Consider the following 24,323-nt stretch of genomic DNA (forward strand, 5'->3'; position numbering starts at 1 on the left):
CCGAGGTCCCGGCGCCCGCGTTCGCACCGGGCGCGAACTTCCACGGAACGGGAACAGTCAGGACAAGATCGAGACTTGGGATCTTCCTCGCGTTAGGCTCTGTCGCGTACAGCTACCCCCCGGAAGGCACGGCGATGACCGACGATCCGCTCAGTCGCGTGAACACCGAGATCCCGAGTCCGGCCCGGATCTACGATCTGTGGCTGGGCGGCAAGGACAACTACGAGATCGACCGCGTCGTCAGCGCGCAGATCCTCCAGGCGGTCCCCGAGCTGCCGATCCTGGCCAAGACGAACCGCGAGTTCCTCGGCCGGGCGGTGCGCTGCGTGGCCGAGGAGGGAGGCGTCCGGCAGTTCCTCGACATCGGCACCGGGATCCCCACGGCCGACAACACCCACCAGGTCGCCCAGGCCGTCTCGGCCGACTGCAAGGTCGTGTACGTGGACAACGACCCGGTGGTGCTGGCCCACGCGCGGGCGCTGCTGCGCGGCTCGGAGCAGGGCGACACCTGGTTCGTCGACAGCGACCTGCGTGAGCCCGACAAGATCCTGGAGGCGGCGGAGGAGTATCTGGACTTCTCCCAGCCGATCGGGCTGGTGCTGCTCGGCGTGGTGGACTTCCTGTCCGACGGCGACCGGCCCAAGGAGATCATCCAGCGGCTGCTGGCGCCCATGGCCTCGGGCAGTTACCTGGTCATCTCCCACGGCCTGGTCGGCAAGCAGCTGGAGGAGGGGGTGCGCAGCTGGAACGAGAGCGGCGGCGTGCCGATGACCCTGCGCACCCACGAGGAGCTGACCGGCTTCTTCGACGGGCTGGAGCTGCTGGAGCCGGGCGTGGTGGCGCTGCCGCGCTGGCGGCCGACGCCGGAGACGCTCTACGCCGACCGCGAGGCCGTCTACTACGCGGGCGTGGGCCGCAAGCCGTAGACCGGGGAGCCGGGGGAGAACGCCGCGGCGCTCTCCCCCGGCCTCGGGCCTAGCGCTTGCCGTACTTCTTGTGTACCGCCTGCTTGGTGACGCCGATCGCGTGCGCGATCTGCGCCCAGGCCAGCCCGGCCACCCGGGCCCGCCGCACCTGCACGGCCTCCACCCGTTCGAGCTCGCGCCGCAGCGCCGCGGTGGCCTGCAGCGCGCGCAGCGGGTCTTCGTCCTGGGCCTGCCGCACCAGCTCGGCCAGATCGTCCGCCATGCTCTAAAGGTAGTCCAGCAACAGCCGGGTGACCTCCTCCGGCCGTTCCAAAGCGGGCAGATGGCCGGCCCACTCCAGCTCGACCAGCTCGGCGCCCTCCAGCCGGTCGGCCAGATGACGGGCGCTCTCGCGGAAGTACGGCAGATCGTACGAACCGGTGACGATCAGTGCGGGCACCCGGATCTTGTCGAGGTCGTACTCGCCCTCGAACTGCGGCAGCTCGGGATCGGCGGCCAGCTGCATGCCGAAGGCGTGCCGTTGCATCGCCGCCACCCGCCGCCTGGTCTCCTCGCCTGCCGCCGGCCCGAGCCAGGTGCGGGCGTTCAGCTCGGCGGCGCCCTCGATGTCGCCGGCCTCCAGCAGCCGGTCCTCCTCGGCCCCGAACGTGCGGACGTCGTCGGTCTCGGGCAGGTCGGAGCCGGGGTTCATGAGGACCATCCGGGTGGCCAGGCGGGCGAGCCGCAGCGCGACGCGGCACCCGTAGGAGGAGCCGACCAGGGTGGCGCGCTCGACGCCGAGCTCGGCCAGCACGTCGGCCACGTCGCCGTCGTCGCTGTAGGGCCCGTCCGCCTCGTACGGCGTGCGCCCGAACCCCCGGTAGTCCATCCTGATGACCCGGAACCGCGCGGCGAGCGCGTCCCACTGGCCGTCCCACATGCCGGCGTCGGCGGCGCTCGACGGCAGCAGCACCACCGGCTCGCCCGACCCCGCGCTCTCGTACCAGATCGTCATCGGCCCTCCACCACCAGTCGCACGCCGAGCCCGATGAGGACGGCTCCGGACACCTGCTCCAGCCGCCGCTTGACCGAGGGCCGCCCGAGCAGGTCCTTGGCCCTGGCGACCGTCCACACCAGCACCCCGTACCAGAGCACGTCGACCAGCACCCAGACGACGGCGAGCGTCACCAGGGTGAGCGGCACGTCGGCGCCCTGCGGCACGAACTGCGGCAGGAACGACATCGCGAACACCGCCGCCTTCGGGTTCGCCGCGCAGGTGGCCAGGCCCGCCAGATAGGCGCGGCGGTGTCCGGCGACCGGCGGCGCCTCGACCGCCGGAGCCGCGCCCGCGGCCCCCTTGCGCGCCTGCCAGAGCGCCTGCGCGCCCATCACGACCAGGATGACGGCGCCGGTGATCCGCATGGCGTCGTAGGCGAGCTGCGAGGCGAGCACCAGCGCCGACAGGCCGAACGCGGCGGACAGCCCCCACAGCAGGATCCCGGTCTCGTTGCCCAGCGTGGCCGCCATGCCGGAGCCGCGCCCCGAACGCAACGTCTGCCGGAGGATGACGGCGGTGCTGACCCCCGGGACCATCGCCACCAGGACGCATGCTCCGATGAATGCCAAAAGATACATGCCGGGCATCGTTCCAGATACGGGCCCGGATCACTCATACATTTTCCGCAGCTCCGCGACCGTCTCGGCCATGAGGGCGCGCAGCTCGGGCGGGCCGAGCACCTCCACGCCCGCGCCCATGCGCAGCAGCAGCCAGCGGGCGTGGCTGATCGACTCGACGGGCAGGGTGAGCGTCCGCCAGCCCTCGGCGTCGGGCTCGGCGGCCCCGGCCAGCGCGCCCTCCACCACCTCCTGGCCCATCGTGTAGGCGAGCAGGTCGGCCATCCCGGGGGCGAGCCTGATCTCGGCGGTCGCGGTGTACATCCGCTCGCGGAACTCGGCCGCGTACGCCCGCCAGAACCCGGCCAGCTCGAAGCCCTCCGGCCGGTCGAACTGGCCTGCCTCGGTAGAGAGGGTGAGGATGCGGGCCACCCGGTAGGTCCGCGGGTTCTCGCCTGGCGGGGCGGCGACCAGGTACCACGACCCGCCCTTGAGCACGAGCCCGTACGGGTGGACCAGCCGTTCGACGACCTGCCGCCCCCACCGCCGGTAGGTCATCCGGAGCGGCCGCTGCGCCCACACCGCCTCGGCCACCTCGCTCAGGTGAGGCACGTCGTCGGCGCCGCGGTACCAGCCGGGCACGTCCAGCAGGAACCGCTCGCGCATCTTGGCGGCGTGGGAACGCGGCTCCGGCGGAAGCGCGGCCAGCACCTTCAGCTCGGCGTTGGCGGCCAGCTCGGCCATGCCCAGCTCAGCGGCCGGGCCCGGCAGCCCGGCCAGGAACAACGACGACGCCTCCCCGGCGGTCAGCCCGTTGAGCCGGGTGCGGTAGCCGTCGAGCAACTGGTAGCCCCCCGCCGGCCCACGATCGGCGTAGACCGGCACCCCGGCCGCCGACAGCGCCTCCACGTCGCGGTAGACGGTGCGCACCGACACCTCCAGCTCCTCGGCCAACTCGGGAGCGGTCATCCGCCCGCGCGTCTGCAACAGCAGAAGCAGCGAGAGCAGACGGCTGGCGCGCATACGTCCATGGTAGGCCGCCCTTACGACACCCAGCGGCCTCCAGACGTCGGCCCGCGCCCACCGGGGGGCGGGCTCAGGCGAACTGCTGCCAGGCGAGCCTGGCCACCATCGCCGCCACCACGCAGAGCAGCACCACCCGGACGAACCCCGTGCCGCGCCTGATCGCCATCCGGGCGCCGAACTGGGCCCCGGCGATGTTGCAGGCGGCCATGCCCAGGCCGAGCGCCCACAACACGTGCCCCTGCCAGCCGAACAACAGGAGGGCCCCGACGTTGGTGCCGGTGTTGACGATCTTTGCCGAGGCGGAGGCGGACACGAAGTCGAGGCCGAGCAGGGTGGTGAACGCGATGATCAGGAACGTGCCCGTACCCGGTCCCATGATGCCGTCGTAGAAGGCGATGCCGACGCCCGCCACCATCACCGCCACGACAACCCGGGCCCGGGTGCGCAGATGCGGACGGGGCACGGCGCCCATAGCGGGACGCAGCGTCACGAACGCCGCCACACCGAGCAGGATCACCATCACCACGGGCCGCAGCACCTCGGCCGAGATGGCCGCCGCGGCCGAGGCGCCCAACGCCGCACCCAACACGGCCAGCCCAGCGGCGGGCAACGCGACCGGCCGATCCACCTTGGTGGTACGCGCGTACGTGACGGCAGCGGACGAGGTGCCGAACACCGAGGAGAACTTGTTCGTCGCCATCGCCTCGACCGGCGCCACCCCGGCCATCATCAACGCGGGAAGCTGCAGCAGCCCGCCACCCCCCACCACGGCGTCCACCCACCCAGCCCCCGCAGCGGCCACCAGCAACATCAGGACCTGCTCCAGCGGCACGCCACATCTCCCCCGAACCCCCGACAAACCCCCGCAAGCGTAGCGACCCCCCACCTACACCGCAGACAGACCGAAGCAGGTGCGACCCGAACACAGCAGAGGCGCAGCGCGGGCGCCCCGAACCCGACGGAAACCTGCCCGGTGCAAACCTGGGAGGCAGACCAAGGAAAGGGCGCGCCACAGAAGCGAGCGCGACGCAACCACAAGCACCCAGCACAGAGGCAGCCCCAGGCGGAGACGCAGACGCAGACGGCGCACACCACGGACACGGCAAAACTGCGGAGCGCAGACACGGCGAAGCAGACGGCGCACCTCAAGCCGCAGGCACGCGGGACACGGGCACGCGGGACACGGGCACGCGGGCACGCGGGACACGGGCACGGTACTGAGGCGAGTGGGGCGCGACTGTGCCGGACGCCGGGCACGACGCGTCTAACTCGCCGCCGCGCGACCTCGGCGGGCGGTGTGGGTCGTTGGGCGCGAAGACGCGAAGACGCGGCGAGGGTCGTTGGGGCGGGCGCCCGGAGCCCATTAACCGGGCGCCCGCGGCTCAGCGGGCGGGCACCAGGGACCGCTTGCGTGAGGCGTAGATGTCGTCGATCAGGCGGTAGGTGCGTGCCTGTTCGGCGGTGAAGATGCGGTCGCGTTCGATGTCGCGCCTGATCTCCAGCGGGCTGCGCTCGGTGTGGCGGGCCAGGATCTCCTCCTGCTGGTCGCGCATCCGCAGGATCTCCCTGGCGTGGATCTCCAGGTCGCTCGACTGGCCGCGGCCGCCCTCGGTGGCGGGCTGGTGGAGCAGGATGCGGGCGTGCGGCAGGGCGGCCCGCTTGCCCGGTGTGCCCGCCGCCAGCAGGACCGCCGCAGCCGACGACGCCTCGCCGATGCAGACGGTGTGGATCTCCGGCCGGACGAACTGCATCGTGTCGTAGATGGCCGTCATCGCGGTGAACGAGCCGCCCGGGGAGTTGATGTAGAGGTTGATGTCCTGGTCGGGGTCGATCGACTCGAGGGTGAGCAGCTGGGCCATCACGTCGTTGGCCGCGGTGTCGTCGATGGGGGTGCCGATGAAGATGACCCGGTCTTCGAAGAGCTTGTTGTACGGGTTCATCTCCTTGATGCCGTACGAGGTGCGCTCGGTGAAGGACGGCAGCACGTAGCGCCCGCTCATGTCAGTTCATCCCTTCGGCGATGTGGTCGACGAACCCGTACTCCAGCGCCTCGCGCGCGGTGTACCACCGGTCACGGTCGGAGTCGGCCTGGATGCGCTCCAGCGGCTGACCGGTGTGGAAGGCGATGATCTCGGCCATCCGCCGCTTGGTGTAGAGCATGTTCTCGGCCTGGATCTGGATGTCGGCGGCCGAGCCGCCGATGCCGCCGAGCGGCTGGTGCATCACGACACGGGCGTTGGGCAGGGCGTAGCGCTTGCCCGGCGCACCGGCGCACAGCAGCAGCTGCCCCATGGAGGCGGCGAACCCCATCGCGACCGTCGCCACGTCGCACGGCACGAACTGCATCATGTCGTACAACGCCATGCCGGCCTGCACGGAACCGCCCGGCGAATTGATGTAAAGCGTGATGTCGCGCTTAGGATCCTCGGCCGCCAGCAAAAGCAGCTCACCGCACAGCCGATTGCATATGTCGTCGTCGACTTCCTGGCCGAGAACAAGGATGCGTTCTTTCAGGAGACGCTGGCTGAGCTGGTCAGGCCAGTGTGTGCGCGCGTTATCGGTCATGGGTGCCGCCTTTCTGCCTCGAACCACATGGCACTCGACGACGCTAACCCCGTACGCCCGCGACAACGGAATCTTTTCGCTGGGGGCGCATTTCTCTAAAAGCGCATTCCACCGAGAGCGAATAATGCTCGACATATAATCGCCGATGTGCGATGGAACCGGATCCTGGCCCGGCGGTGGACGTGCCTGATCCTCGGCGGGGCGCTGCTGATGCCCTACATGATGGCCGGGGTGCTGGTCTCGGGCTGGGTGCGGCGGGAGGCGACGGCCCTGTTGCTGCTGCCGGTGCAGCTCGGCGTGTTCGCCGCGGTGCTGCCGGTGGTGGCGCTGACCGGCCTGTTCCTGCCGGTGCGCGGGCTGGAGGTGCACGCGGCGCAGGGCCTGCTCGGCGCCGCGGTGGAGGTCGCGCCCCAGGAGGGCCGGCGCAGCTGGCAGGAACGCCGCCGCACCGCCGCCTGGTACACGCTGCACCTGGCGGTCGGCGGCGTGGCCAGCGGCTGCACGCTCGCGGTCGTGCCGTTCACGGCGGTGACGATGGCGCTGCCGTTCACCGGCGCGAGCGACGTGCTCGGCGTGCGCGTGGCGCCCGGCTGGACCGCGATCGGCTGGCCCGCCGCGGGGCTGGCGGCGCTCGTGCTGCTGGTGGCGCTGGTGGCCGGGTCGGGCGGGCTGCTGGCCAGGCTCGCCCCGGTCCTGCTCGGCCCCACCCCGGCCGAACGGCTGGCCGCGGCCGAGGAGCGGGCCCGCGACCTGGCCCGGCGCAACCGGCTGGCCCGCGAGCTGCACGACTCGGTGGGGCACGCGCTCAGCGTCGTCACGCTCCAGGCCGCCGCCGCGGGCCGGGTGCTCGACCACGACCCCGAGACGGCCAGGACGGCGCTGGCGGCGATCGAGGGCTCGGCCCGCGCCGCCCTGGAGGACCTGGACCACGTGCTCGGGGTGCTGCGCGCGGGCGAAGGCCGGGACCGCGCGCCCGGAGCCACCCTGTCCGACCTCGACACGCTGGCGCGCTCCACCGGGGCCGAGGTACGGCAGGACGTGGGCGACCTGTCGGCCGTGCCCGCCCTGGTCTCCCGGGAGGCCTACCGGATCGTCCAGGAGGCGCTGACCAACGCCGTCAAGCACGGCCACGGCCCGATCCACCTGTCGGCCCACGTCCGCGACGGCGCCCTCGACCTCCTCGTCACCAACCGGACCGGAGCCCGCAACGGCCCAGGACGCACAGGGGGGCCGGGCGGGACGCTGGAACAGGCCGGAAGCGGCCCGGGACGTACGGGCGGCAGAAAGCCGGACGAGACGCGGGAACAGGCCGAAAGCGGTCCGGGACGTACGGGCGGCAGAAGGCCGGACGAGACGCGGGAACAGGCCGAAAGCGGCCCGCGCTCCACCGGCGGCAGAGGGCTGGACGGGATGCGGGAGCGGGCCGGGCTGCTCGGCGGCGAGGTCGCGGCCGGACCCCACCAGGGCGGCTGGCGGGTCGCGGCGCGGCTGCCGCTACGGTCGGAACCATGACGATCAGGGTCGTGCTGGCCGACGACGAGGACCTCATCAGGGCGGGGCTGCGGATCATCATCGACTCGGAGCCCGGCCTGACGGTGGTCGGCGAGGCCGCCGACGGGGCCGCGGTGCTGCCGGTGGTGCGGCGCGAGCGGCCCGACGTGGTGCTCATGGACGTGCGGATGCCCGCGCTCGACGGCATCGAGGCCACCCGCCGCCTGGTCGCCCTGGAGGAGCCGCCCAAGGTCCTGGTGGTGACCACGTTCGAGAACGACGACCACGTCTACGACGCGCTGCGCGCAGGCGCCGACGGGTTCCTGCTGAAGCGGGCCAGGCCGGAGGAGCTGGTGCGGGCGGTGAAGCTGGTGGCGTCCGGCGAGTCGCTGCTGTTCCCCGCCGCCATCCGCGCCCTCGCCGCGCGCCGGCCCGCCGCGCGGGTGCCGGGCGTCGACCGGCTGACCGGGCGGGAGGGCGACGTGCTGCGGCTCATGGCCAGGGGCCTGTCCAACGGCGAGATCGCCGCCGAGCTGGTGGTGAGCCCCGAGACCGTCAAGACGCACGTGGGCAACGTGCTCACCAAGCTCGGCGCCCGCGACCGCACGCAGGCGGTCATCGCCGCCTACGAGTCGGGTTTCGTCTCCCCCGGCTGACCGCCCGGGACGATCTCCGCGACGGGCAGCCCCGACAGCTCCGCCACCGTCTTGCCCGTCTCCGCCAGCGCCCGGTCCACCAGCCGCAGCCCCACCGCGTACCCGGCCATGTTCGGGATGCCCTTGGGCTCCTGGCCGAACCGCCGGGTGGCGCTGTCGCCGAGCACGTACGCGGGCGTGTTCCACATGCCCTGCAGCCCGAAGTCCGCCATGATCCGCTCGTACGCGTGGTCGAAGTCGGCCCCGGTCACCATCGACGACCAGGGCCCCATCGCCTCGGGCCCCGACAGTTCCCGCACGAACGCCTCCGCCAACCCCTCGGAGATCACGTGCTCGCCGACGGTGACGGTCTGCGGGTTCCACTCCACGTTCGTGTACCGGACGTTGTGGTGGAACTCGTGCACCGCGCAGTGCGCGATCCGCCCGATGATCTCGTCGCCGGGCCAGGCCAGCAGGTAGAGCCAGCCGGGGGCGCCGCCCATCCCGTAGTAGCCGCCGGCGGTGCCCATCAGGTGGGTGTCGTCGGGGTTGCCGAGCACGAACATCACCTGCAGCGTCTCGGCCTGCTTCAGGTGCCCGAGGGCCGCCGAGGCGCGCCGCAGCTCGCGCTCCACCTGGCCCAGCACGTCGGCCTCGGCGAGCCGGTCGAGCGCCGCCAGGTAGCGGGGGTCGTCGGCGTCGACGCGGAACCCGCCGCCCTCGTGGTGGATGTCGACGATGTCGCCCGGCATCGGGATCGCCTCGCGTATCGGGGACAGCATCTCGCGCAGCGTGTCAGCCCTGCGCTCCCGCGGTTGTCGCAGGGTCTCGGCCATGACCGAGACCGTGTCGTGAACGATGAACTCCATGCGCCGGAGGCTAGAGCCTGACGTTACGTCAGAGTCAAAGCTGCGGGTCGCCGGAGGAGTCGTCGCCGGGCGAGCGGCCGGGCGTCTCCTCGCCGCTCTGAGACGGGGAGGGCGACGGCGAGGGGGTCGGCTCCTGCGGCTCCGGCGAGGTCGGGGTCGGCGGCGGGGTCGGCAGGAACTGCGTCGGCGGCAGCGGCTGCGGCATCGGGTCGCTGTCGGAGCGGCTCAGCAGCATCAGCAGCAGGAACGCCGTGACCAGGAGCAGCAAGAGCAGCAGCGCCGCGGCCGCGATCAGCACCCGCTTGCGCGTCTCGGTGAGCGGCCGCCGCCTGATCGGCGGGGCCAGCGCCGGGGCGCGGTCGGTCAGCCAGTACGGGACGAAGTCGGGGCCGTGCGCCTGGCCGATGAGCGTCCCGCCCACCATCACCGGCTCCAGGAACCGCTCGGCCCCCGCGTTGCCCGGCACGTACGGGACCGCCACCCACGGCGCCCGCCCGGTGTTGATCGCCAGCACCGGCGGCGCGTCGTCCAGCACCGCGCCCCGCTGCCTGCCGCCGCGCGCGAACCAGCCGAGCACGCCCGCCCGCTCCTGCTCCGGCGCCGCTTCCCTGATCGCGGTGACGAACCGGTCGCGCGCCGCCGGGTCGAACGCCGCGCCTCTCGTCAGCAGCGCCAGCGAGACCGCGCGGCCGTCGGGCCCCTGGCCCAGGTACACGAAACCGGCCGGGGCGGTGTGCAGGCGCGCCTGCACCACGTACGGCCCGAGCCGTGGTGGGTCTCCGTATTGAAGCGGACTGGCCACATCTGCCATGAAAGCACAGACGTGGCGTCGTGCAGGTTTGCGGCACCTTTGGTGGAATAGCGTCATGAGCGTCGCCGAAGAACTGCCGGGCGGAACGGACGCGGAGGTGCTGCGTCAGGCCCTCGACGAGGTCCGGCGTGTCATCGTCGGACAGGACCACATGGTCGAGAGGCTGATCGTGGCGCTGCTCGCGCGCGGTCACTGCCTGCTGGAAGGCGTCCCTGGCGTCGCCAAGACCCTCGCCGCCTCCACCCTGTCCACCGTCGTGGGCGGCACGTTCGCCCGTATCCAGTTCACGCCCGACCTGGTGCCGAGCGACATCGTCGGCACCCGCGTCTATCACCCGTCCACCGAGAAGTTCGACGTCGAGCTGGGCCCGGTGTTCGTCAACTTCCTGCTCGCCGACGAGATCAACCGGGCCCCCGCGAAGGTCCAGTCGGCGCTGCTGGAGGTCATGGCCGAGCGCCAGGTCACCCTGGCCGGCGTCACCCATCCGCTGCCCAGGCCGTTCATCGTCCTGGCCACCCAGAACCCGATCGAGTCCGAAGGCGTCTACCCGCTGCCGGAGGTCCAGCGCGACCGCTTCCTGTTCCGGGTGCGGGTCACCCATCCGAGCGCGCACGAGGAGCTGCAGATCCTCCAGCGCATGAGCGTCACCCCGCCCGCGCCGTCCCGGGTGCTGGACCCCGAACGGCTGATCGCCCTGCAGCAGACCGCCGAGGACGTCTCGGTCCACCAGCTCGTCGCCGACTATGTCGTACGGCTCGTCATGGCCACCCGGGCCCCGGCCGACTACGGCCTGCCGGACCTGGTCGACACCATCGAGGTCGGCGTCAGCCCGCGCGCCACCCTCGGCCTGGTCTCCGCCGGGCGGGCGCTCGCGGTGCTGCGCGGCCGCGACTACCTGCTGCCCGACGACGTGCGCGACGTGGCCGTGGACGTCATGTCCCACCGGCTCATGCTCACCTTCGACGCCCTCGCCGACGGCGTCGACCCCGAGGAGGTCGTCCGCCAGATCCTGCACGCCGTGCCGCCGCCCCTAGTGGTCTGGAACCAGAACCGTTGAGCACGGCCGAGCAGGCTCTGCGCCGCCTGGAACTCACCGTCACCAGGCGGCTCGACGGGCTGCTGCACGGCGCCCACCAGGGCCTGCTGCCCGGCACCGGCAGCGAGGCCGGCGACAGCCGCGTCTACGTCCCCGGCGAGGACGACGTGCGGCGCATGGACTGGAACGTCACCGCCCGCACGACCGTCCCGCACGTGCGCGACCTGGTCGCCGACCGCGAGCTGGAGACGTGGGCGCTGGCCGACCTGTCCCCCAGCATGGACTTCGGCACCGCCGACACCGACAAGCGCGACCTGGTCGTCGCCGCCGTCGGCGCCATCGGGTTCCTGTCCAGCCGGATGGCCGACCGGTTCGGCGCGCTCGTCATCCATGACGAGCACATCCACCGCATGCCCGCCCGCACCGGCAGGCCCGCCCTGTACGGTCTGCTCAACGCGCTCATGGACGCCCCGCGCGGCCAGGTCGTGGCCGACCCGCCCGACCTCGCCGAGGGCATCGACGTGCTGGCCGCGACCCGCAGGCGGCGCGGCATGCGGGTGGTCGTCTCCGACTTCCTGGAGGCCGCCCCCACCCTCGACCCCGAGGCCGAACGCCCCTGGGAGCGCCCGCTGCGCCGCCTGGCGGCCCGGCACCAGGTGCTCGCGGTCGAGGTGATCGACCCGCGCGAGCTGGAGCTGCCCGACGTGGGCCGGGTGGCGTTCGCCGACCCGGAGACCGGGAAGGTACGCGAAGTGCACCTTTCCCCGAAAATCCGCCGCGCGTACGCGGACGCCGCCGCCCTCCAGCGGCAGGGCACCCGCCTCGCGCTGCGCCGCGCCGGCGTCGCCCACCTGGTCCTGCGCACCGACCGCGACTGGGTGTTCGACATCGCGCAGTTCGTCCTGCGCCAGCGGCGCATGGGCCATCTGGCACACCGGAAGGTGACCCCTTGACGTTCCTGTCGCCCGCCTGGCTGTGGCTCTTCGTCCTGGTGGTGCTCCTCATCGCCGGGTACGTGGCCGCGCAGTTCGCGCGGCGCCGCTACACCGTGCGCTTCACCAACCTCGCCCTGCTCAACCTCGTCGCGCCCGGCGGCCCCGGCTGGCGCCGCCACGTGCCCCCCGTGCTGTTCCTCGTCATGATGTCGCTGCTGGTCATCGGCGCCGCCCGGCCCGCCGGCGAGGTGCGGGTGCCGCGCGACCGCGCCACCATCATGATCGCGCTCGACGTCTCCCTGTCCATGGACGCCCGCGACGTCGAGCCCGACCGCATCTCCGCCGCCAAGAGCGCCGCCCAGGCCTTCGTGCAGGAGCTGCCCGACCGGTTCAACGTCGGCGTGGTGGCCTTCGCCCGCTCCGCCAACGTGGTCATCTCCCCCACCACCGACCACCAGGCCGTGGTGACCGCCATCGGCAACCTGTCCACCCGGCCGGGCACCGCCATCGGCGAGGCCGTCTTCAACTCGCTCGACGCCGTCCGCTCCTTCGACCAGGACGCCACCAGCGACCCGCCGCCGTCCGCGATCGTGCTGCTGTCCGACGGCGACAACACCTCCGGCCGCTCGGTCCGCGAAGCCACCGACGCCGCCCAGCAGGCCCACGTGCCCGTCTCCACGATCGCCTACGGCACCCCCGACGGCACCGTCTCGATCGACGGCCGCCCGGTGAACGTCCCGGTCAACAAGCAGACCCTGCAGGCCCTGTCCGACGGCACCAGCGGCCGCGCCTACACCGCCGAGTCCGGCAGCGAGCTGCGCGAGGTCTACGAGCAGATCGGCACCTCGCTCGGCTACAAGCTGGTCAACCAGGAGATCACCCAGCAGTTCATCCTGGCCGCGCTCTTCGCCGGGCTGCTGGTCGCGGGCGCCGCGGTCTTGTTCGGCACCCGGATCCCGTAACGTTTCCCGGTGTGGGGCACTACTTCTCCGAACGTCCGGGGGCCGGGAGCAAGCCGCGTCAGGCCGACCTCGTCCTGCCCGACCTGCATCTGCGGCTGGAGACCGACAGCGGCGTGTTCTCCCCCGACCGGGTCGACCTCGGCACCAAGATCCTGCTGGAGACCGTGCCGCCGCCGCCCCAGCGCGGCGACCTGCTCGACCTGGGCTGCGGCTACGGCCCGATCGCGCTGACCATGGCCTCCCGCGCGCCGGAGGCGACGGTCTGGGCCGTCGACGTCAACCGGCGGGCCGTCGAGCTGACGGCGCGAAACGCCAAGGCCGCCCGCCTTGACAAAGTAAGGTCGATGCATGTGGACGAGGTCCCCGACGACGTCACGTTCCAGGCGATCTGGTCCAACCCCGCCATCCGCATCGGCAAGGCGGCCCTGCACGACATGCTCACCAGGTGGCTGACGCGGCTGGCCCCCGGCGGCGCCGCCCACCTGGTCGTCCAGAAACACCTCGGCTCCGACTCCCTGCAGCGCTGGCTCGGCGAGCAGGGCTGGCGAGCCTCCCGCGAGGCCTCCCGGGCCTCCTACCGCGTACTGAGGGTCGAAAGATGAGAAGGCAGCTGCGCCCCACCGACGTCAAGCGGCTCAACCGCACCTGGCGCAGAAACACCGCCAACCGCCTGGCGCTGATCCTGGAGTCGGTCACCGGCCCGTTCAACGTCGGCTCGATCTTCCGCACCGCCGCCGCGTTCGGCGTGGACCAGATCTGGCTGGCCGGCAACGCCACCCCGCCCACCAACCCCAAGGCGGGCAAGACCGCGCTCGGCACCGACCGGCTGGTGACCTGGCACGACCCGGTGCCCGCGACCGAGGCGGTCAAGGCGGCCAGGGACGACGGCTTCACCGTGCTGGCGGTCGAGCTGACCGCCGAGGCGGTGCCGCTGCACCGGGCGGCGCTCGACCGCGACGTGTGCCTGGTCGTCGGCAGCGAGGACCACGGCTGCTCCCCCGCGCTGCTGGACGCCGCCGACGGCGTCTGCTACATCCCTCAGGTAGGACGGGTCGGGTCGGTCAACGTGGCGGTCGCCGCCGCCATCGCGCTGGCCGAGGCCCGCCGCCAGGAGTGGCAGAATCTCCCTGATTCGTGACCTTTCCGTTCACCCTTGGAAGGCATACTTCAGACCGTGCCCAGCCGCCGATTCGCCTTTCTCGACCATCCGGGCCCGCTCGCCTTCGCCCACCGGGGCGGAGCGCTGGAGGGAGCGGAGAACACCTTCGAGGCGTTCGAGCGCGCCGTGCGGCTCGGCTACACCCATCTGGAGACCGACGCGCACGCCACCGCCGACGGCGTGCTGCTCGCCTTCCACGACCACACGCTCGACCGGGTCACCGACCGGCGGGGCCGCATCGCCGAGCTGCCGCACCGGATGGTCAAGCAGGCCCGCATCGGCGGCGCCCACGAGATCCCGGTGCTGGAGGACCTGCTGGGCACCTGGCCGGAGGTCAGGTTCAACATCGACGTGAAGGAGGCGGCGGCGATCGCGCCGCTGGCCGAGGCGATCCGGCGGACCGACTCCTACGACCGGATCTGCCTCACCTCCTTCTCCGACGAGCGGCTGGTGCTGGCCAGGGCCGCGCTCGGGCGGGAGGTGTGCTCGGCGCTCGGGCCGCGCGGCGTGGCCGCGCTCCGGGCCGCCGCCGCCACCTCCGGCTACGGCCGCCTGCTGGCCCGGCTGAAGCGCGCGGCCATCCCGTGCGCGCAGGTGCCGGTCGGCTTCCGCGGGCTGCGGGTCACCACCCGCCGCCTGGTGGAGACCGCGCACGCGATCGGCATGCACGTGCACGTGTGGACCATCAACGAGACCGCCCAGATGGAGCGCCTGCTCGACCTGGGCGTCGACGGAATCATGACCGACAACATCACCGGGCTGCGCGGCGTCCTGGAGCGGCGCGGCCAGTGGCATCCCGGCCGCATGGCCGCCTAGGAGCGACTCGACACCATGTCCGTACCCGCACCCCCCGCGGCCTCCGACCCCGCCGCCGAGTCACCCGCCGCCCGCCGGCGCGAGCAGCGTGGCTGGTACGTCTACGACTGGGCCAACTCGGCCTTCTACACCACGATCATCTCCGTCTTCCTCGGCCCGTACATCATCGAGGTGGCCAAGGCCGCCGCGTGCGCCAAGGACTTCGCGCAGGCCGGCGCCTCCTGCGCGGCCGACTTCGACCGGCTCACCGCCGAGAACCCCGGCCTGGGCTACGTCGACGTGTACGGCATGGACATCCGGCCGGCCGCGTTCTTCGGGCTGATCACGACGGTGGCGGTGCTGCTGCAGATCGTGATCCTGCCGATGGTCGGGGCGCTGGCCGACCACACCGGTCGCAAGCGCGAGATGCTCGGCGTCTACGCCTACGCCGGCGCGCTGGCCGCGATGGGGCTGTTCTTCGTCGAGGGCGACCGCTACCTCCTCGGCGGCTGGCTGTTCATCATCGCCAACCTCGGCTACGGCGCCTCCATCGTCGTGTACGACTCGTTCCTGCCGCAGATCTCCACGCCCGACGAGCGCGACCGCGTCTCCTCGCAGGGGTGGGCCATCGGCTACCTGGGCGGCGGGCTGCTGCTGGCGCTCAACCTGGCGCTCTTCCTGAGCCACGAGAGCCTCGGGCTGACCGAGGGCCAGGCGGTGCGGATCGCCATGATGTCGGCCGGGCTGTGGTGGGCGACGTTCACCATCGTGCCGCTGCTGCGCCTGCGCAACCGGCCCGCGCCCGCGCACGCGCACACCGCGGCGAAGGCCGTGGGCGGCAGTTTCCGCCAGCTCGGCCGGACGCTGAGAGAACTGCGCCGCTACCCGCTGACGCTGCTGTTCCTGGTGGCCTACCTGGTCTACAACGACGGCATCCAGACCGTCATCGGCAACAGCGCCGCCTTCGCCTCCGAGGCGCTCAAGCTCGACCGCACGGTGCAGATCACCGCGATCCTCATGGTGCAGTTCGTCGCGTTCTTCGGGGCGCTGCTGCTGGGCCGGCTGGCTGTGCGGTTCGGCACCAAGCGCACCGTGCTGGCCAGCATCGTGGTCTGGACGGTCATCGTGCTGATGGCGTTGTTCGTCGGCGAGGGCCAGGCCCTGCAGTTCTACCTCATGGCCTTCGCCATCGCGATCGTGCTCGGCGGCACGCAGGCGCTGTCGCGCTCGCTGTTCTCCCAGGTGATCCCGAAGGGCAAGGAGGCCGAGTACTTCAGCCTGCTGCAGATCAGCGACAAGGGCTCGGCGTTCATCGGGTCACTCACCGTGACGATCGCGCTCCAGCTCACCAACAGCTTCCGGATCGCGATCATGTCGATGGTGATCTTCTTCGTGCTCGGGTTCGTCCTGCTGGCGCTGGTCAACCTGCCGAAGGCGATCCGCGCGGCGGGCAATGAGGTGCCGGCGAACATCTAGCGCGTGCCCCCGGCCCGAACTCCTCGGCGGTGAAGAGATTGGATCACCCCGCGGATGGGAATCCCATCACGGTACCAAGCGTTACACACCGTGGGAGACAGACCCCCCACGCATGGGGGCCCTGTAGGAGGCATTCAAACATGGGCGAGCGCGCGCTTCGTGGCACCCGGCTCGGGGCAACCAGCTACGAGAACGACCGTAACACGGATCTGGCCCCGCGCCAGGAGGTGTCCTACACCTGCCCCAAGGGGCATCGCTTCGAGGTTCCGCTTGCCGCCGAGGCCGAGATCCCCGCGACTTGGGAGTGCCGCATGTGCGGCGCGACCGCGGTGCGGGTCGACGGCGAGCAACCGGAGTCGAAGAAGACCAAGCCGCCGCGGACTCACTGGGACATGCTCCTTGAGCGGCGGTCCATCGAAGATCTGGAAGAGGTGCTCAACGAGCGGCTGGCGGTCTTGCGGGCCCAGCGCCGCAAGAGCGCCTGACATCCCTCTCACGGTGAACCCCCGGGCCGCCGGCCCGGGGGTTCTGCTCTGCCCGGGGTCTGCTCTGGGGCGTGCCGCTAGTCGGCGTCCTCGCGGATGACCTCGCCGTGCACGACCTTCCCGCCGGGGGCGCCGCCCGGCGCGCTGTCCGCGCGCATGGGGCCGGCCTGCGGCGGATACAGATGCGCGTACGGGGAAGCCGCCGCCATCTTCTTGACCCGCCGGTCGAAGAACCACCAGCCGAGCCGCCGCATCAGCGGCCGGGTGAACGGCAGCACGCACGCCACGCCGACCACGTCGCTGAAGAACCCGGGCGTCACCAGCAGCACGCCGCCCACCAGCACCAGCGCCGCGTCGGCCAGCTCACGCTCCGGCATCACCCCGGTGCGCATCGACTCCTGCAGGTTGCGCCAGGCCCGGCGCCCCTCGCGCCGCACCAGCCACGAGCCGAGCAGCCCGGCCACCACCAGCAGGCCGACGGTCGGCCAGCCGCCGATCACCGATCCGACCTGGATCAGCAGCCATACCTCCACAAGCGGAACCACCAGGAAGGCCAGGAAAAGCAGGAGCCGCATCGTCGCCTCGTTCTGTGCACATGAAGGACACGTCCAGATAGGACAACGCGCGGAACCGCCGCCGCGTTCCGCCGTTCAGGACCGCCGGCCGCGCAACCGCGAGGGCAGCCCGACGACCCCCCACTGGAAGATCCGCCAGAACGCCTCGGCCATCACCCGGCCGCTCATCTTGCTCGTGCCGACCGTACGCTCCACGAACGTGATCGGCACCTCCGCGACCCGCAGCCCGTGACGGCAGGTGCGCAGCGTCAGGTCGACCTGGAAGCAGTAGCCCTGCGACTCCACGTCGGCCAGACTGATCTTCTCCAGCGTCGCCGCCCGGTAGGCGCGGAACCCCGCGGTCGCGTCGCGCACCGGCAGGCCCAGCATGATCCGCGTGTAGAGGTTGGCGCCGCGCGACAGGAACTCCCGCGAGGCCGGCCAGTTCTTCACCTTGCCGCCCGGCACGTAACGGGAACCGATCGCCAGATCGGCGCCGTCGGAGAGCGCCGCCAGCAGCTTGTGGAGCTCCTCCGGCTGGTGCGACCCGTCGGCGTCCATCTCCACCAGCACGTCGTAGCCCTCGCCCAGCCCCCACCGGAACCCGGCGATGTAGGCGGCGCCGAGCCCCTGCTTGGCCGGCCGGTGCAAAACGTGCACGTGGTCGTCAGCGGACGCCAGCTCGTCGGCGACCTTGCCGGTGCCGTCAGGGCTGTTGTCGTCGGCCACCAGCACGTGCGCCTCGGGCAACGCGGCCCGCAACCGCTCGGTGATCCGCGGCAGGTTTTCCCGCTCGTTGTACGTCGGGACGATGACCAGCACCCGGCCGAGCGTCTCCATCGTCAGTCGTCCCCTATCATCCGGTCGGCCCGGCGCCTGCGCCAGGCGGCGACGACGGTGGCCGCCGCTCCCAACATCATCAGTGCCCACTCGGGCGCCGCGCCGACCCTCGTGGCGATCGTCTGTTCGGTACGGACCGGCACCGTCACGACGGTGCTGTCGGCGACCAGTTCGCCGGTCTGCCACGAGACTTTACCGTCCGGCGTGACAAAGGCCGAGATCCCCGTGGTGGCCGCCGTCACGAACGCCCTGTTGTGCTCCACCGCCCGCAGCTTGGACATCGCCAGCTGCTGCGAGGGCAGGTTGGACAGCGCGTAGGAGGCGTTGTTGGTCTGCACCACCATCGGCGTCCCCCCGGCCCGCACGGTCTCGCGCACGGTGCCGTCGTAGGCCACCTCGTAGCAGTTGACCGCGCCGATGGTGACCGGGCCCAGCTTCAGGTCACCCGGCTCCGTGCCGGGGACGGACTGCCTGCCGACCAGGTTGGCGCGTTCGTACAGGGCGAGCACGATCTCCTTGAACGGGGTGTACTCGCCGAACGGCACCAGGTTCTGCTTGTCGTAATGGGCGCCGGGGCCGGTGACCGGGTCCCACACCAGGCTGCGGGTCGCGCGGCTGTCGTCGCCGATCGCCACCACCGCGCCGACCAGCGTCGGCACGCCGATGTCACGCACCGAGTCGTGGATCGTGCCGTACGCGAACGCGTCGGTGTACGGGTCGATGTCGGTCGAGTTCTCCGGCAGCACCACCAGATCGGGCGCGGGCAACTCGCCGGCGCGGACCCGCCGGGCCAGCCGCTTGGTCTCCTCCGAGTGGTTCTTCAGCACGACCGCGGGCTCGTCGCCGAAGATGTACATGCCGCGGCCGGGCACGCTGCCCTGCACGATGCCGACGTTGACGGTGCGGCCCTCGTCCTGCGGCCGGGGCACGACCAGGCCGACCACGGGCACCGCCACGGCCAGCGCGACCGGCACCGCCCGCAGCAGGCCCCGGCCCGGCCGCACGAGCACGGCGTGGGCGAGCAGGGCGCCGCACACGGCCACGGCGAACGACACCAGCGGCGCGCCGCCCAGCGCGGCGTACGGGGTGAACAGCGACTCGCCCTGGCTGAAGGCCACCCGCGCCCACGGGAACCCGCCGATCGGCACCAGCCCGCGCGCCCACTCCATCGCCACCCAGAGCGCGCCGAACCACACCGGCCACAGCCGCAGCCGGAAGACCGGCGCGACCGCGGCGGCCATGGCCGCGTAGAACAGGCTCTCGACGGCGACCAGCATGATCCACACGTCGACGCCGATCGTGCGCACCCAGGCGAGCGTGGGCGTCAGGAACACCACCGCGCCCAGATAGCCGATCCACGCCGCCCTCCTGGGCCGCGTCCCGTACAGCGAGCCGACGATCAGCGCCAGCCCGGGAGGCGCGCACAACCACCAGCCGAGCGGCGGGAACGCCAGATAGAGCAGCATCCCGCCGACGGCGGCGGCTACCACCCGGCCGGCGAGCACCCACCGCGACTCCGACCGGCCTCCCCGAGAAGGCCCCCCACGGTCCCCTGCCCCGGAAGCCCCCTTCCGCGCGCCCTCGACACCACCGGCAGGCGCGGCGTCCGCCACGCCGGTCACGGACCCGGCGGACGCGCCTCCCGCGCCACCCTCCCCGCTGAGCTCGCGCTCCCCCGCGCCGAGCGCGGCAGCGCCGTCCGCGTCGGGGGTGGTCCGGGCGTGCTCGGCGCCGTCCGGCGAGGCGGGACCGCCGTCGGGTGAGGGCATGGGCCGGCCGCTCCCGTCACCGGGAGACGCCGGGGTGGCCGGCGGGCCCGTCTTCTCCTGCACCACTGCGGGGTCTCCTCGCGATCCGCACGCCTTGCTATGCGAAAACGCTACCGCCCCGGAGGCGCTCCCCGGTCATGCCGGACGAGGCGACAGGGTGATCCCGCGTCAGACGGGACCACCCGGCGCACTGGCGAGCCCTGCGCACGGGAACGGGAAGAGGGCCCGGAAACCCTTCGGACCGGACCCGTCTCGTCGGCGGCGAGCGCGGAATTCCGTTGTCTACTGGGCTCCCGGGCCCGTCCCGGGTCCAACCCCCCGCCCGGTTGGGGTGCCCCGACTCGACGGACCGACGGCCCTGCACCTGGCTGTGTGGACGAAGTCACGCTCCGTCACGGACGCAGGATCCGGCGATGTCAGAGACGGCCAACCGGCCAAGTCCCGTGCTGGACTGCGCAGCAAACTACCGACTCAGCCTCAGATGTCAACCGTGTCCCGATCAGCAGAAACATCAAGTTTTCCCAGGTGGGCGGCCATTGCCCGGCCCGGCAGGCGCCCCCGGCTCCGCGCCGCCCCACCTCGGCAAGGCACGCAAAGCATCGGAGAGCGGGCGATCGTGGACCACCCCCAGCCGCTGCGTGGCCCGGGTGAGCGCCACGTACAGGTCGCTCGTCCCGCGCGGCGACTGCCCGACGATCAGATCGGGCTCGACCACGATCACCGAGTCGAACTCCAGCCCCTTGGCGTCGGCCACGCCGAGCACCGCCACGGACGCGTCGAGCGCCTCGGCGCCCCGGCTGCGCCCGCTGCCGGGCATGACCACCACGGCGCCCTCCACCGTCTCCCCCACCGTCTCCCCCAGCGTCTCCCCCAGCGACGACAGCAGCGCGTCGGGCGCCACCACGGCGACCTTGCCACCCTGCGCGACCTCGGCCGCGACGATCCCGGGCAGCTCGGCCAGCGGCGCGGCCCACGGGCTCGCCCCGCTCTCCCGCACCGACCGGGGCGACTCAAGCCCGGGATCTATGGTGGCGAGCACCCGCGAGGCGACCTCCATGAGCTCGACGGGCGTACGGTAGTTGACCGTCAGCCGCTCCTGCCGCCACCGCCCGGCCACGTACGGGTCGAGCACCTCCGCCCAGGACCGCGCCCCGGCCGCCGAGCCGGTCTGGGCGATGTCGCCGACGATCGTCATCGACCGGGTGGGGATGCGCCGCATGACCGCCCGCCACGCCATCGGCGAGAGCTCCTGCGCCTCGTCCACGATGACGTGCCCGTAGGCCCAGGTGCGGTCGGCGGCGGCACGCTCGGCCGTGGTGAGGTAGGGCCCCTCACCACGCTGACGCTCGGCCAGCCGCTCGGCCTCCATGACATCGGACAAACCGGTCAGCTCCAGCACCTCGCGGGCGTACGCGAGCTCCGCCTCACGCTCGTGCTCCTCCGCCTGGCGGGCCGCGGCCAGCTCCTCCTCCGCGGCCAGCGCGCTGGCCCGCAGCACCTGCTCGTCGATCTCACCGAGCAGCTCGGCGGCCTCGTCCAGCAGCGGCACGTCGGACTCGGTCCACTCCCCGGCGCGGGCGCCCTCGCGCCGCAGCAGCTCCCGCTCCCGCGCCGTCAGGATCGAGGCGGCCCGCCCGAGCCGCTCCGGCGACCCGTACAAACCGAGCAGCAGCCGCTGCGGGGTGAGATACGGCCACAGCCGGTTGAGCGCGGACCGCACGACCGGCTCGGTGCGCAGCTCCTCGCGCAGGTCGCCCAGCTCGTCCTCGTCGATCATGCCCTTGCCGAGCTGTCTGGCCGCCTGCCGGGCCAGCGCGTTGAGCAGCGACCGGACGAACACGGCGCGCGCCTGGTTGTGCGGGCGGCGGGACCGGGAGGCCTTGCCCGCGGCCGACTCCAGCATCTTGCGGTCCATGGTCAGCGTGTGGCGGCCGAGGTTTAGCTCGATCGGCTTGTTCGGCACGCGCTGGCGGTCGCGCACCGCCCTGGCGAGCACCTCGGCCATCCGCGCGTCGCCCTTGACCGCGGCCACCTCGGGCCGCTCCCTGGCGGTGGCGGTCAGGCCCGGATACAGCTCGCCGACGGTCGACAGCAGCACGTCGGTCTCGCCCAGCGACGGCAGCACCTGCTCGATGTAGCGCAGGAAGGTGAGGTTGGGGCCGAGGATGAGCACCCCGCGCCGCTCCAGCCGCTCCCGGTGCGTGTAGAGCAGGTAGGCGGCCCGGTGCAGGGCGACGACGGTCTTGCCGGTGCCGGGGCCGCCCTGGACGACGAGCGTGCCGTTCAGGTCGGACCTGATCACCTTGTCCTGCTCGGCCTGGATGGTCGCCACGATGTCGCGCATCCGGCCGGTGCGCCGCTCGCCGAGCGCGGCCAGCAGGGCGGCCTCGCCGTTCAGCGTGGCCCGGTCGTCCTCGGTGAGCGAGTCGAAGTCGAGCAGGTCGTCGTCGACGCCGACCACGGTGCGGCCGCGGGTCTGCAGGTGGCGCCGCCGGGTGAGGCCCATCGGAGCGGCCGGGGTGGCGCGGTAGAACGGCTGCGCGACCGGGGCCCGCCAGTCGATGAGCAGCCGTTCCTGCTCGTCGTCGGTGAGGCCGAGCTTGCCGATGTAGAGCCGGCCCTCCTCGACGTGGTCGAGGCGGCCGAAGGCCAGGCCGCGCTCCACCGCCCACAGGCGGGCCAGCCGCGTGGCGTACATCTCGGCGAAGGTGTCACGCTCCGACCGGTTCTGCATCGTGCCGACGGCGCCGCTGGCCAGCACCTCCTTCAACTGGTGCTGGGTGCGCTCGCGCAGCTCGTCCAGCCGCTCGTACAGGCGGGTGACGTATGCTTGCTCCCTGGCGCGTTCCGATTGACGGGTTGCCGCCAGACCATTATTGTGGTTAATGGGACACTCCGGGCCATTCTGCTTGTTGTTACGACAAACGACGACATTAGCACGCCTGTTGCAGTGCTCTCCCGCCTTTTCCCTATCCTGGTTCCGCCTGGGGCAACGGTGTCCGCGCGGGCCTTTCTCCGGTACGGTCACGGCTTCGCCGCCTCTCTTGACCGAAGCCGCCGCGCTCTTTACGGTCACCGTTAGTTAGGAAAGTTTCCTAACCCCTTGGGTGGGGGGTGACAGTGAGCCGTTCCATGCCGGGCACTCCCAGTCTGCTACGCGCCATCAACGATCGCGCGGCCTTGCGCCTGCTCATCGAGCGCGGGCCGCTGACCCGTCCGGAGTTGGGCGCGCTGACGGGATTGTCCAAGCCGACCGCGTCGCAGTTGCTGGTCCGGCTGCGCGAGGCGGGGCTGGTGGTGCTGGACGGGGTGCGGGAGGGGCTGCCGGGCCGCACGGCCGAGGTCTACCGGATCAACCCGGAGGCGGCGTACGCGGCCGCTCTGGACGTCACCTCGGCGCGGATCTCGGCGCGGGTGGCCGACCTGACCGGGACGGTGGTCGGCGAGCACGTGCTGGAGGCTCCCGGCGGGGACGTGGTCGACCGGCTGCGGGCCGCGCTCGCGGGGGCGCGGCCGCCCGCGCCGCCGCGTCATGTGGTGATCGGGGTGCAGGCGGCGGTGGATCCGACGACGGGGCGGCTGGGGTACGCGACGGCCGAGGACATGCCCGGCTGGCACATGGACGGGCTGGTGGCCGAGCTGTCGAGGGGGCTGGGCGTGCCGGTGTCGGTGGAGAACGACGTCAACCTGGTGGCCCTGGCCGAGCGGGCGCACGGGGCCGCCGCGGGGACGCCGGACTTCGTGCTGCTCTGGGCCGACGAGGGCATCGGCGCGGCGATCGTGCTGGGTGGCCGGCTGCACCGGGGCGCGACGGGCGGGGCGGGCGAGGTCGGTTACATGCCGGCGCCGGGGGCGCCCACCGCCCGCGGGAACGGCCCGTACGCCGACCATGGGTTCCAGGCGTTGTCGGGCGGCTCGGCGGTGCTGGAGGTGCTGCGGCGGCACGGCGTCGCTGGCGCGGGGCTGCGTGAGGCGGTCGGGAACGCGGTCCTGGCGGCCGAGGCGCCGGGGAGCGGGGGCGCGGCGTTGCGCGAGGTGGCGGCGCGGCTGGCGGTGGGGCTGGCGGCGATCACGTCGATCATGGATCCGGCGCTGATCGTGCTGACCGGCGCGGTGCCGCTGGCGGGCGGTGAGCGGTTGCGGGCGTTGATCGAGGAGGAGTTGCACGCGCTGACCATCGCCAGGCCCCGGGTGCGGCTCTCGCGGGTGGCGGGCAATCCGGTGCTGGTGGGGGCGCTGGATCTGGCGCTGGCCACGGTGCGCGACGAGGTGCTGGACTCGACGGGCGTGACGGCGTGACGTCCCGCGAGGGGGTGGGATCATGCCGGTTTCGCCCGGCTTGGACAGTAGCGGGAACGTGACAGAGTAGGCCTTCACCTGGCGTGAGCCCCCGTAC

The 24,323-nt window shown here is 72.3% G+C and carries 25 protein-coding genes; 12 read left to right on the forward strand and 13 right to left on the reverse strand.

Annotated features, from left to right (window positions below):
• Window positions 1-158 precede the first annotated feature (158 nt).
• Window positions 159-926, forward strand: coding sequence for an SAM-dependent methyltransferase (locus tag ACGFI7_RS26180; protein ID WP_393409191.1), 768 nt, complete (start codon window positions 159-161; stop codon window positions 924-926).
• A gap of 49 nt (window positions 927-975) precedes the next feature.
• Here ACGFI7_RS26180 and ACGFI7_RS26185 read toward each other — a convergent pair whose 3' ends face one another.
• The 7 genes from ACGFI7_RS26185 to ACGFI7_RS26215 form a co-directional block, all read right to left on the reverse strand.
• Window positions 976-1,188 (reverse strand): hypothetical protein, encoded by a 213-nt coding sequence (locus ACGFI7_RS26185; RefSeq protein ID WP_393409193.1) that lies wholly within the window; start codon window positions 1,186-1,188, stop codon window positions 976-978.
• 3 nt (window positions 1,189-1,191) lie between these two features.
• Window positions 1,192-1,920: an alpha/beta fold hydrolase gene (locus tag ACGFI7_RS26190; RefSeq protein ID WP_393409194.1), complete on the reverse strand. Its 729-nt coding sequence runs from the start codon at window positions 1,918-1,920 to the stop codon at window positions 1,192-1,194.
• The gene (locus ACGFI7_RS26195; protein ID WP_393409195.1) at window positions 1,917-2,540 is read right to left on the reverse strand and encodes a LysE family translocator; all 624 of its coding nucleotides are present in this window, start codon (window positions 2,538-2,540) and stop codon (window positions 1,917-1,919) included. Before ACGFI7_RS26195 ends, ACGFI7_RS26190 begins: the two co-directional genes overlap by 4 nt.
• A gap of 30 nt (window positions 2,541-2,570) precedes the next feature.
• A complete protein-coding gene (locus ACGFI7_RS26200; protein WP_393409196.1) occupies window positions 2,571-3,542 on the reverse strand; it encodes a helix-turn-helix transcriptional regulator in 972 nt (323 codons plus the stop codon).
• A gap of 73 nt (window positions 3,543-3,615) precedes the next feature.
• Complete coding sequence (locus tag ACGFI7_RS26205; RefSeq protein ID WP_393409197.1) at window positions 3,616-4,377, reverse strand: TSUP family transporter; 762 nt, start codon at window positions 4,375-4,377, stop codon at window positions 3,616-3,618.
• Window positions 4,378-4,927: 550 nt separating this feature from the next.
• Window positions 4,928-5,545, reverse strand: coding sequence for an ATP-dependent Clp protease proteolytic subunit (locus ACGFI7_RS26210; RefSeq protein ID WP_393409198.1), 618 nt, complete (start codon window positions 5,543-5,545; stop codon window positions 4,928-4,930).
• Between the two features lies 1 nt (window position 5,546).
• Complete coding sequence (locus ACGFI7_RS26215; protein WP_393409200.1) at window positions 5,547-6,110, reverse strand: ClpP family protease; 564 nt, start codon at window positions 6,108-6,110, stop codon at window positions 5,547-5,549.
• Between the two features lie 147 nt (window positions 6,111-6,257).
• Here ACGFI7_RS26215 and ACGFI7_RS26220 point away from each other — a divergent pair, with 147 nt between their 5' ends.
• Window positions 6,258-7,622, forward strand: coding sequence for a sensor histidine kinase (locus ACGFI7_RS26220; RefSeq protein ID WP_393409202.1), 1,365 nt, complete (start codon window positions 6,258-6,260; stop codon window positions 7,620-7,622).
• Window positions 7,619-8,257, forward strand: coding sequence for a response regulator (locus tag ACGFI7_RS26225; protein WP_393409203.1), 639 nt, complete (start codon window positions 7,619-7,621; stop codon window positions 8,255-8,257). The genes ACGFI7_RS26220 and ACGFI7_RS26225 overlap by 4 nt, the downstream gene beginning before the upstream one ends.
• Here ACGFI7_RS26225 and ACGFI7_RS26230 read toward each other — a convergent pair.
• Complete coding sequence (locus tag ACGFI7_RS26230; RefSeq protein WP_393409204.1) at window positions 8,227-9,105, reverse strand: DUF2268 domain-containing protein; 879 nt, start codon at window positions 9,103-9,105, stop codon at window positions 8,227-8,229. The two genes, ACGFI7_RS26225 and ACGFI7_RS26230, sit on opposite strands and share 31 nt — an antisense overlap.
• Window positions 9,106-9,139: 34 nt before the next feature.
• Window positions 9,140-9,916, reverse strand: coding sequence for a hypothetical protein (locus ACGFI7_RS26235; RefSeq protein WP_393409205.1), 777 nt, complete (start codon window positions 9,914-9,916; stop codon window positions 9,140-9,142).
• A 55-nt stretch (window positions 9,917-9,971) separates the two neighbouring features.
• Between ACGFI7_RS26235 and ACGFI7_RS26240 the strand changes: the two genes are divergently transcribed.
• From ACGFI7_RS26240 to ACGFI7_RS26275, 8 genes are all read left to right on the forward strand, one after another.
• The gene (locus ACGFI7_RS26240; RefSeq protein WP_393409206.1) at window positions 9,972-10,973 is read left to right on the forward strand and encodes an AAA family ATPase; all 1,002 of its coding nucleotides are present in this window, start codon (window positions 9,972-9,974) and stop codon (window positions 10,971-10,973) included.
• Window positions 10,955-11,905 (forward strand): DUF58 domain-containing protein, encoded by a 951-nt coding sequence (locus tag ACGFI7_RS26245; RefSeq protein WP_393409563.1) that lies wholly within the window; start codon window positions 10,955-10,957, stop codon window positions 11,903-11,905. The genes ACGFI7_RS26240 and ACGFI7_RS26245 overlap by 19 nt, the downstream gene beginning before the upstream one ends.
• Window positions 11,902-12,849, forward strand: a complete 948-nt coding sequence (locus ACGFI7_RS26250) for a VWA domain-containing protein (RefSeq protein WP_393409207.1) — start codon at window positions 11,902-11,904, stop codon at window positions 12,847-12,849. Before ACGFI7_RS26245 ends, ACGFI7_RS26250 begins: the two co-directional genes overlap by 4 nt.
• A gap of 11 nt (window positions 12,850-12,860) precedes the next feature.
• On the forward strand, window positions 12,861-13,451 hold the full coding sequence (locus ACGFI7_RS26255; RefSeq protein ID WP_393409208.1) for a class I SAM-dependent methyltransferase: 591 nt from the start codon (window positions 12,861-12,863) through the stop codon (window positions 13,449-13,451).
• Window positions 13,448-13,987, forward strand: coding sequence for a TrmH family RNA methyltransferase (locus ACGFI7_RS26260; RefSeq protein WP_393409210.1), 540 nt, complete (start codon window positions 13,448-13,450; stop codon window positions 13,985-13,987). The genes ACGFI7_RS26255 and ACGFI7_RS26260 overlap by 4 nt, the downstream gene beginning before the upstream one ends.
• A 36-nt stretch (window positions 13,988-14,023) precedes the next feature.
• Entirely contained in the window at window positions 14,024-14,824 is an 801-nt protein-coding gene (locus ACGFI7_RS26265) for a glycerophosphodiester phosphodiesterase family protein (RefSeq protein WP_393409211.1), read from the forward strand.
• A 15-nt stretch (window positions 14,825-14,839) separates the two neighbouring features.
• On the forward strand, window positions 14,840-16,279 hold the full coding sequence (locus ACGFI7_RS26270) for an MFS transporter (RefSeq protein WP_393409213.1): 1,440 nt from the start codon (window positions 14,840-14,842) through the stop codon (window positions 16,277-16,279).
• Window positions 16,280-16,419: 140 nt separating this feature from the next.
• Window positions 16,420-16,764: an RNA polymerase-binding protein RbpA gene (locus tag ACGFI7_RS26275; protein WP_043625492.1), complete on the forward strand. Its 345-nt coding sequence runs from the start codon at window positions 16,420-16,422 to the stop codon at window positions 16,762-16,764.
• A gap of 77 nt (window positions 16,765-16,841) precedes the next feature.
• On the opposite strand, the gene ACGFI7_RS26280 is transcribed toward ACGFI7_RS26275, so the two are convergent.
• From ACGFI7_RS26280 to ACGFI7_RS26295, 4 genes are all read right to left on the reverse strand, one after another.
• Window positions 16,842-17,339 (reverse strand): FxsA family protein, encoded by a 498-nt coding sequence (locus tag ACGFI7_RS26280; protein WP_393409214.1) that lies wholly within the window; start codon window positions 17,337-17,339, stop codon window positions 16,842-16,844.
• 75 nt (window positions 17,340-17,414) lie between these two features.
• A complete protein-coding gene (locus ACGFI7_RS26285; RefSeq protein ID WP_393409215.1) occupies window positions 17,415-18,158 on the reverse strand; it encodes a polyprenol monophosphomannose synthase in 744 nt (247 codons plus the stop codon).
• A 2-nt stretch (window positions 18,159-18,160) separates the two neighbouring features.
• On the reverse strand, window positions 18,161-19,990 hold the full coding sequence (lnt, locus tag ACGFI7_RS26290) for an apolipoprotein N-acyltransferase (RefSeq protein ID WP_393409216.1): 1,830 nt from the start codon (window positions 19,988-19,990) through the stop codon (window positions 18,161-18,163).
• A gap of 448 nt (window positions 19,991-20,438) precedes the next feature.
• Window positions 20,439-22,688 (reverse strand): HelD family protein, encoded by a 2,250-nt coding sequence (locus tag ACGFI7_RS26295; protein ID WP_393409564.1) that lies wholly within the window; start codon window positions 22,686-22,688, stop codon window positions 20,439-20,441.
• A 371-nt stretch (window positions 22,689-23,059) separates the two neighbouring features.
• On the opposite strand from ACGFI7_RS26295, the gene ACGFI7_RS26300 reads away from it, so the two are divergent.
• Window positions 23,060-24,226 (forward strand): ROK family protein, encoded by a 1,167-nt coding sequence (locus ACGFI7_RS26300; protein WP_393409217.1) that lies wholly within the window; start codon window positions 23,060-23,062, stop codon window positions 24,224-24,226.
• Window positions 24,227-24,323: the final 97 nt, after the last annotated feature.

Origin of the sequence: Nonomuraea sp. NPDC048826 (genome assembly GCF_043198225.1) — a bacterium.
In the GTDB taxonomy this organism is placed as follows: domain Bacteria; phylum Actinomycetota; class Actinomycetes; order Streptosporangiales; family Streptosporangiaceae; genus Nonomuraea.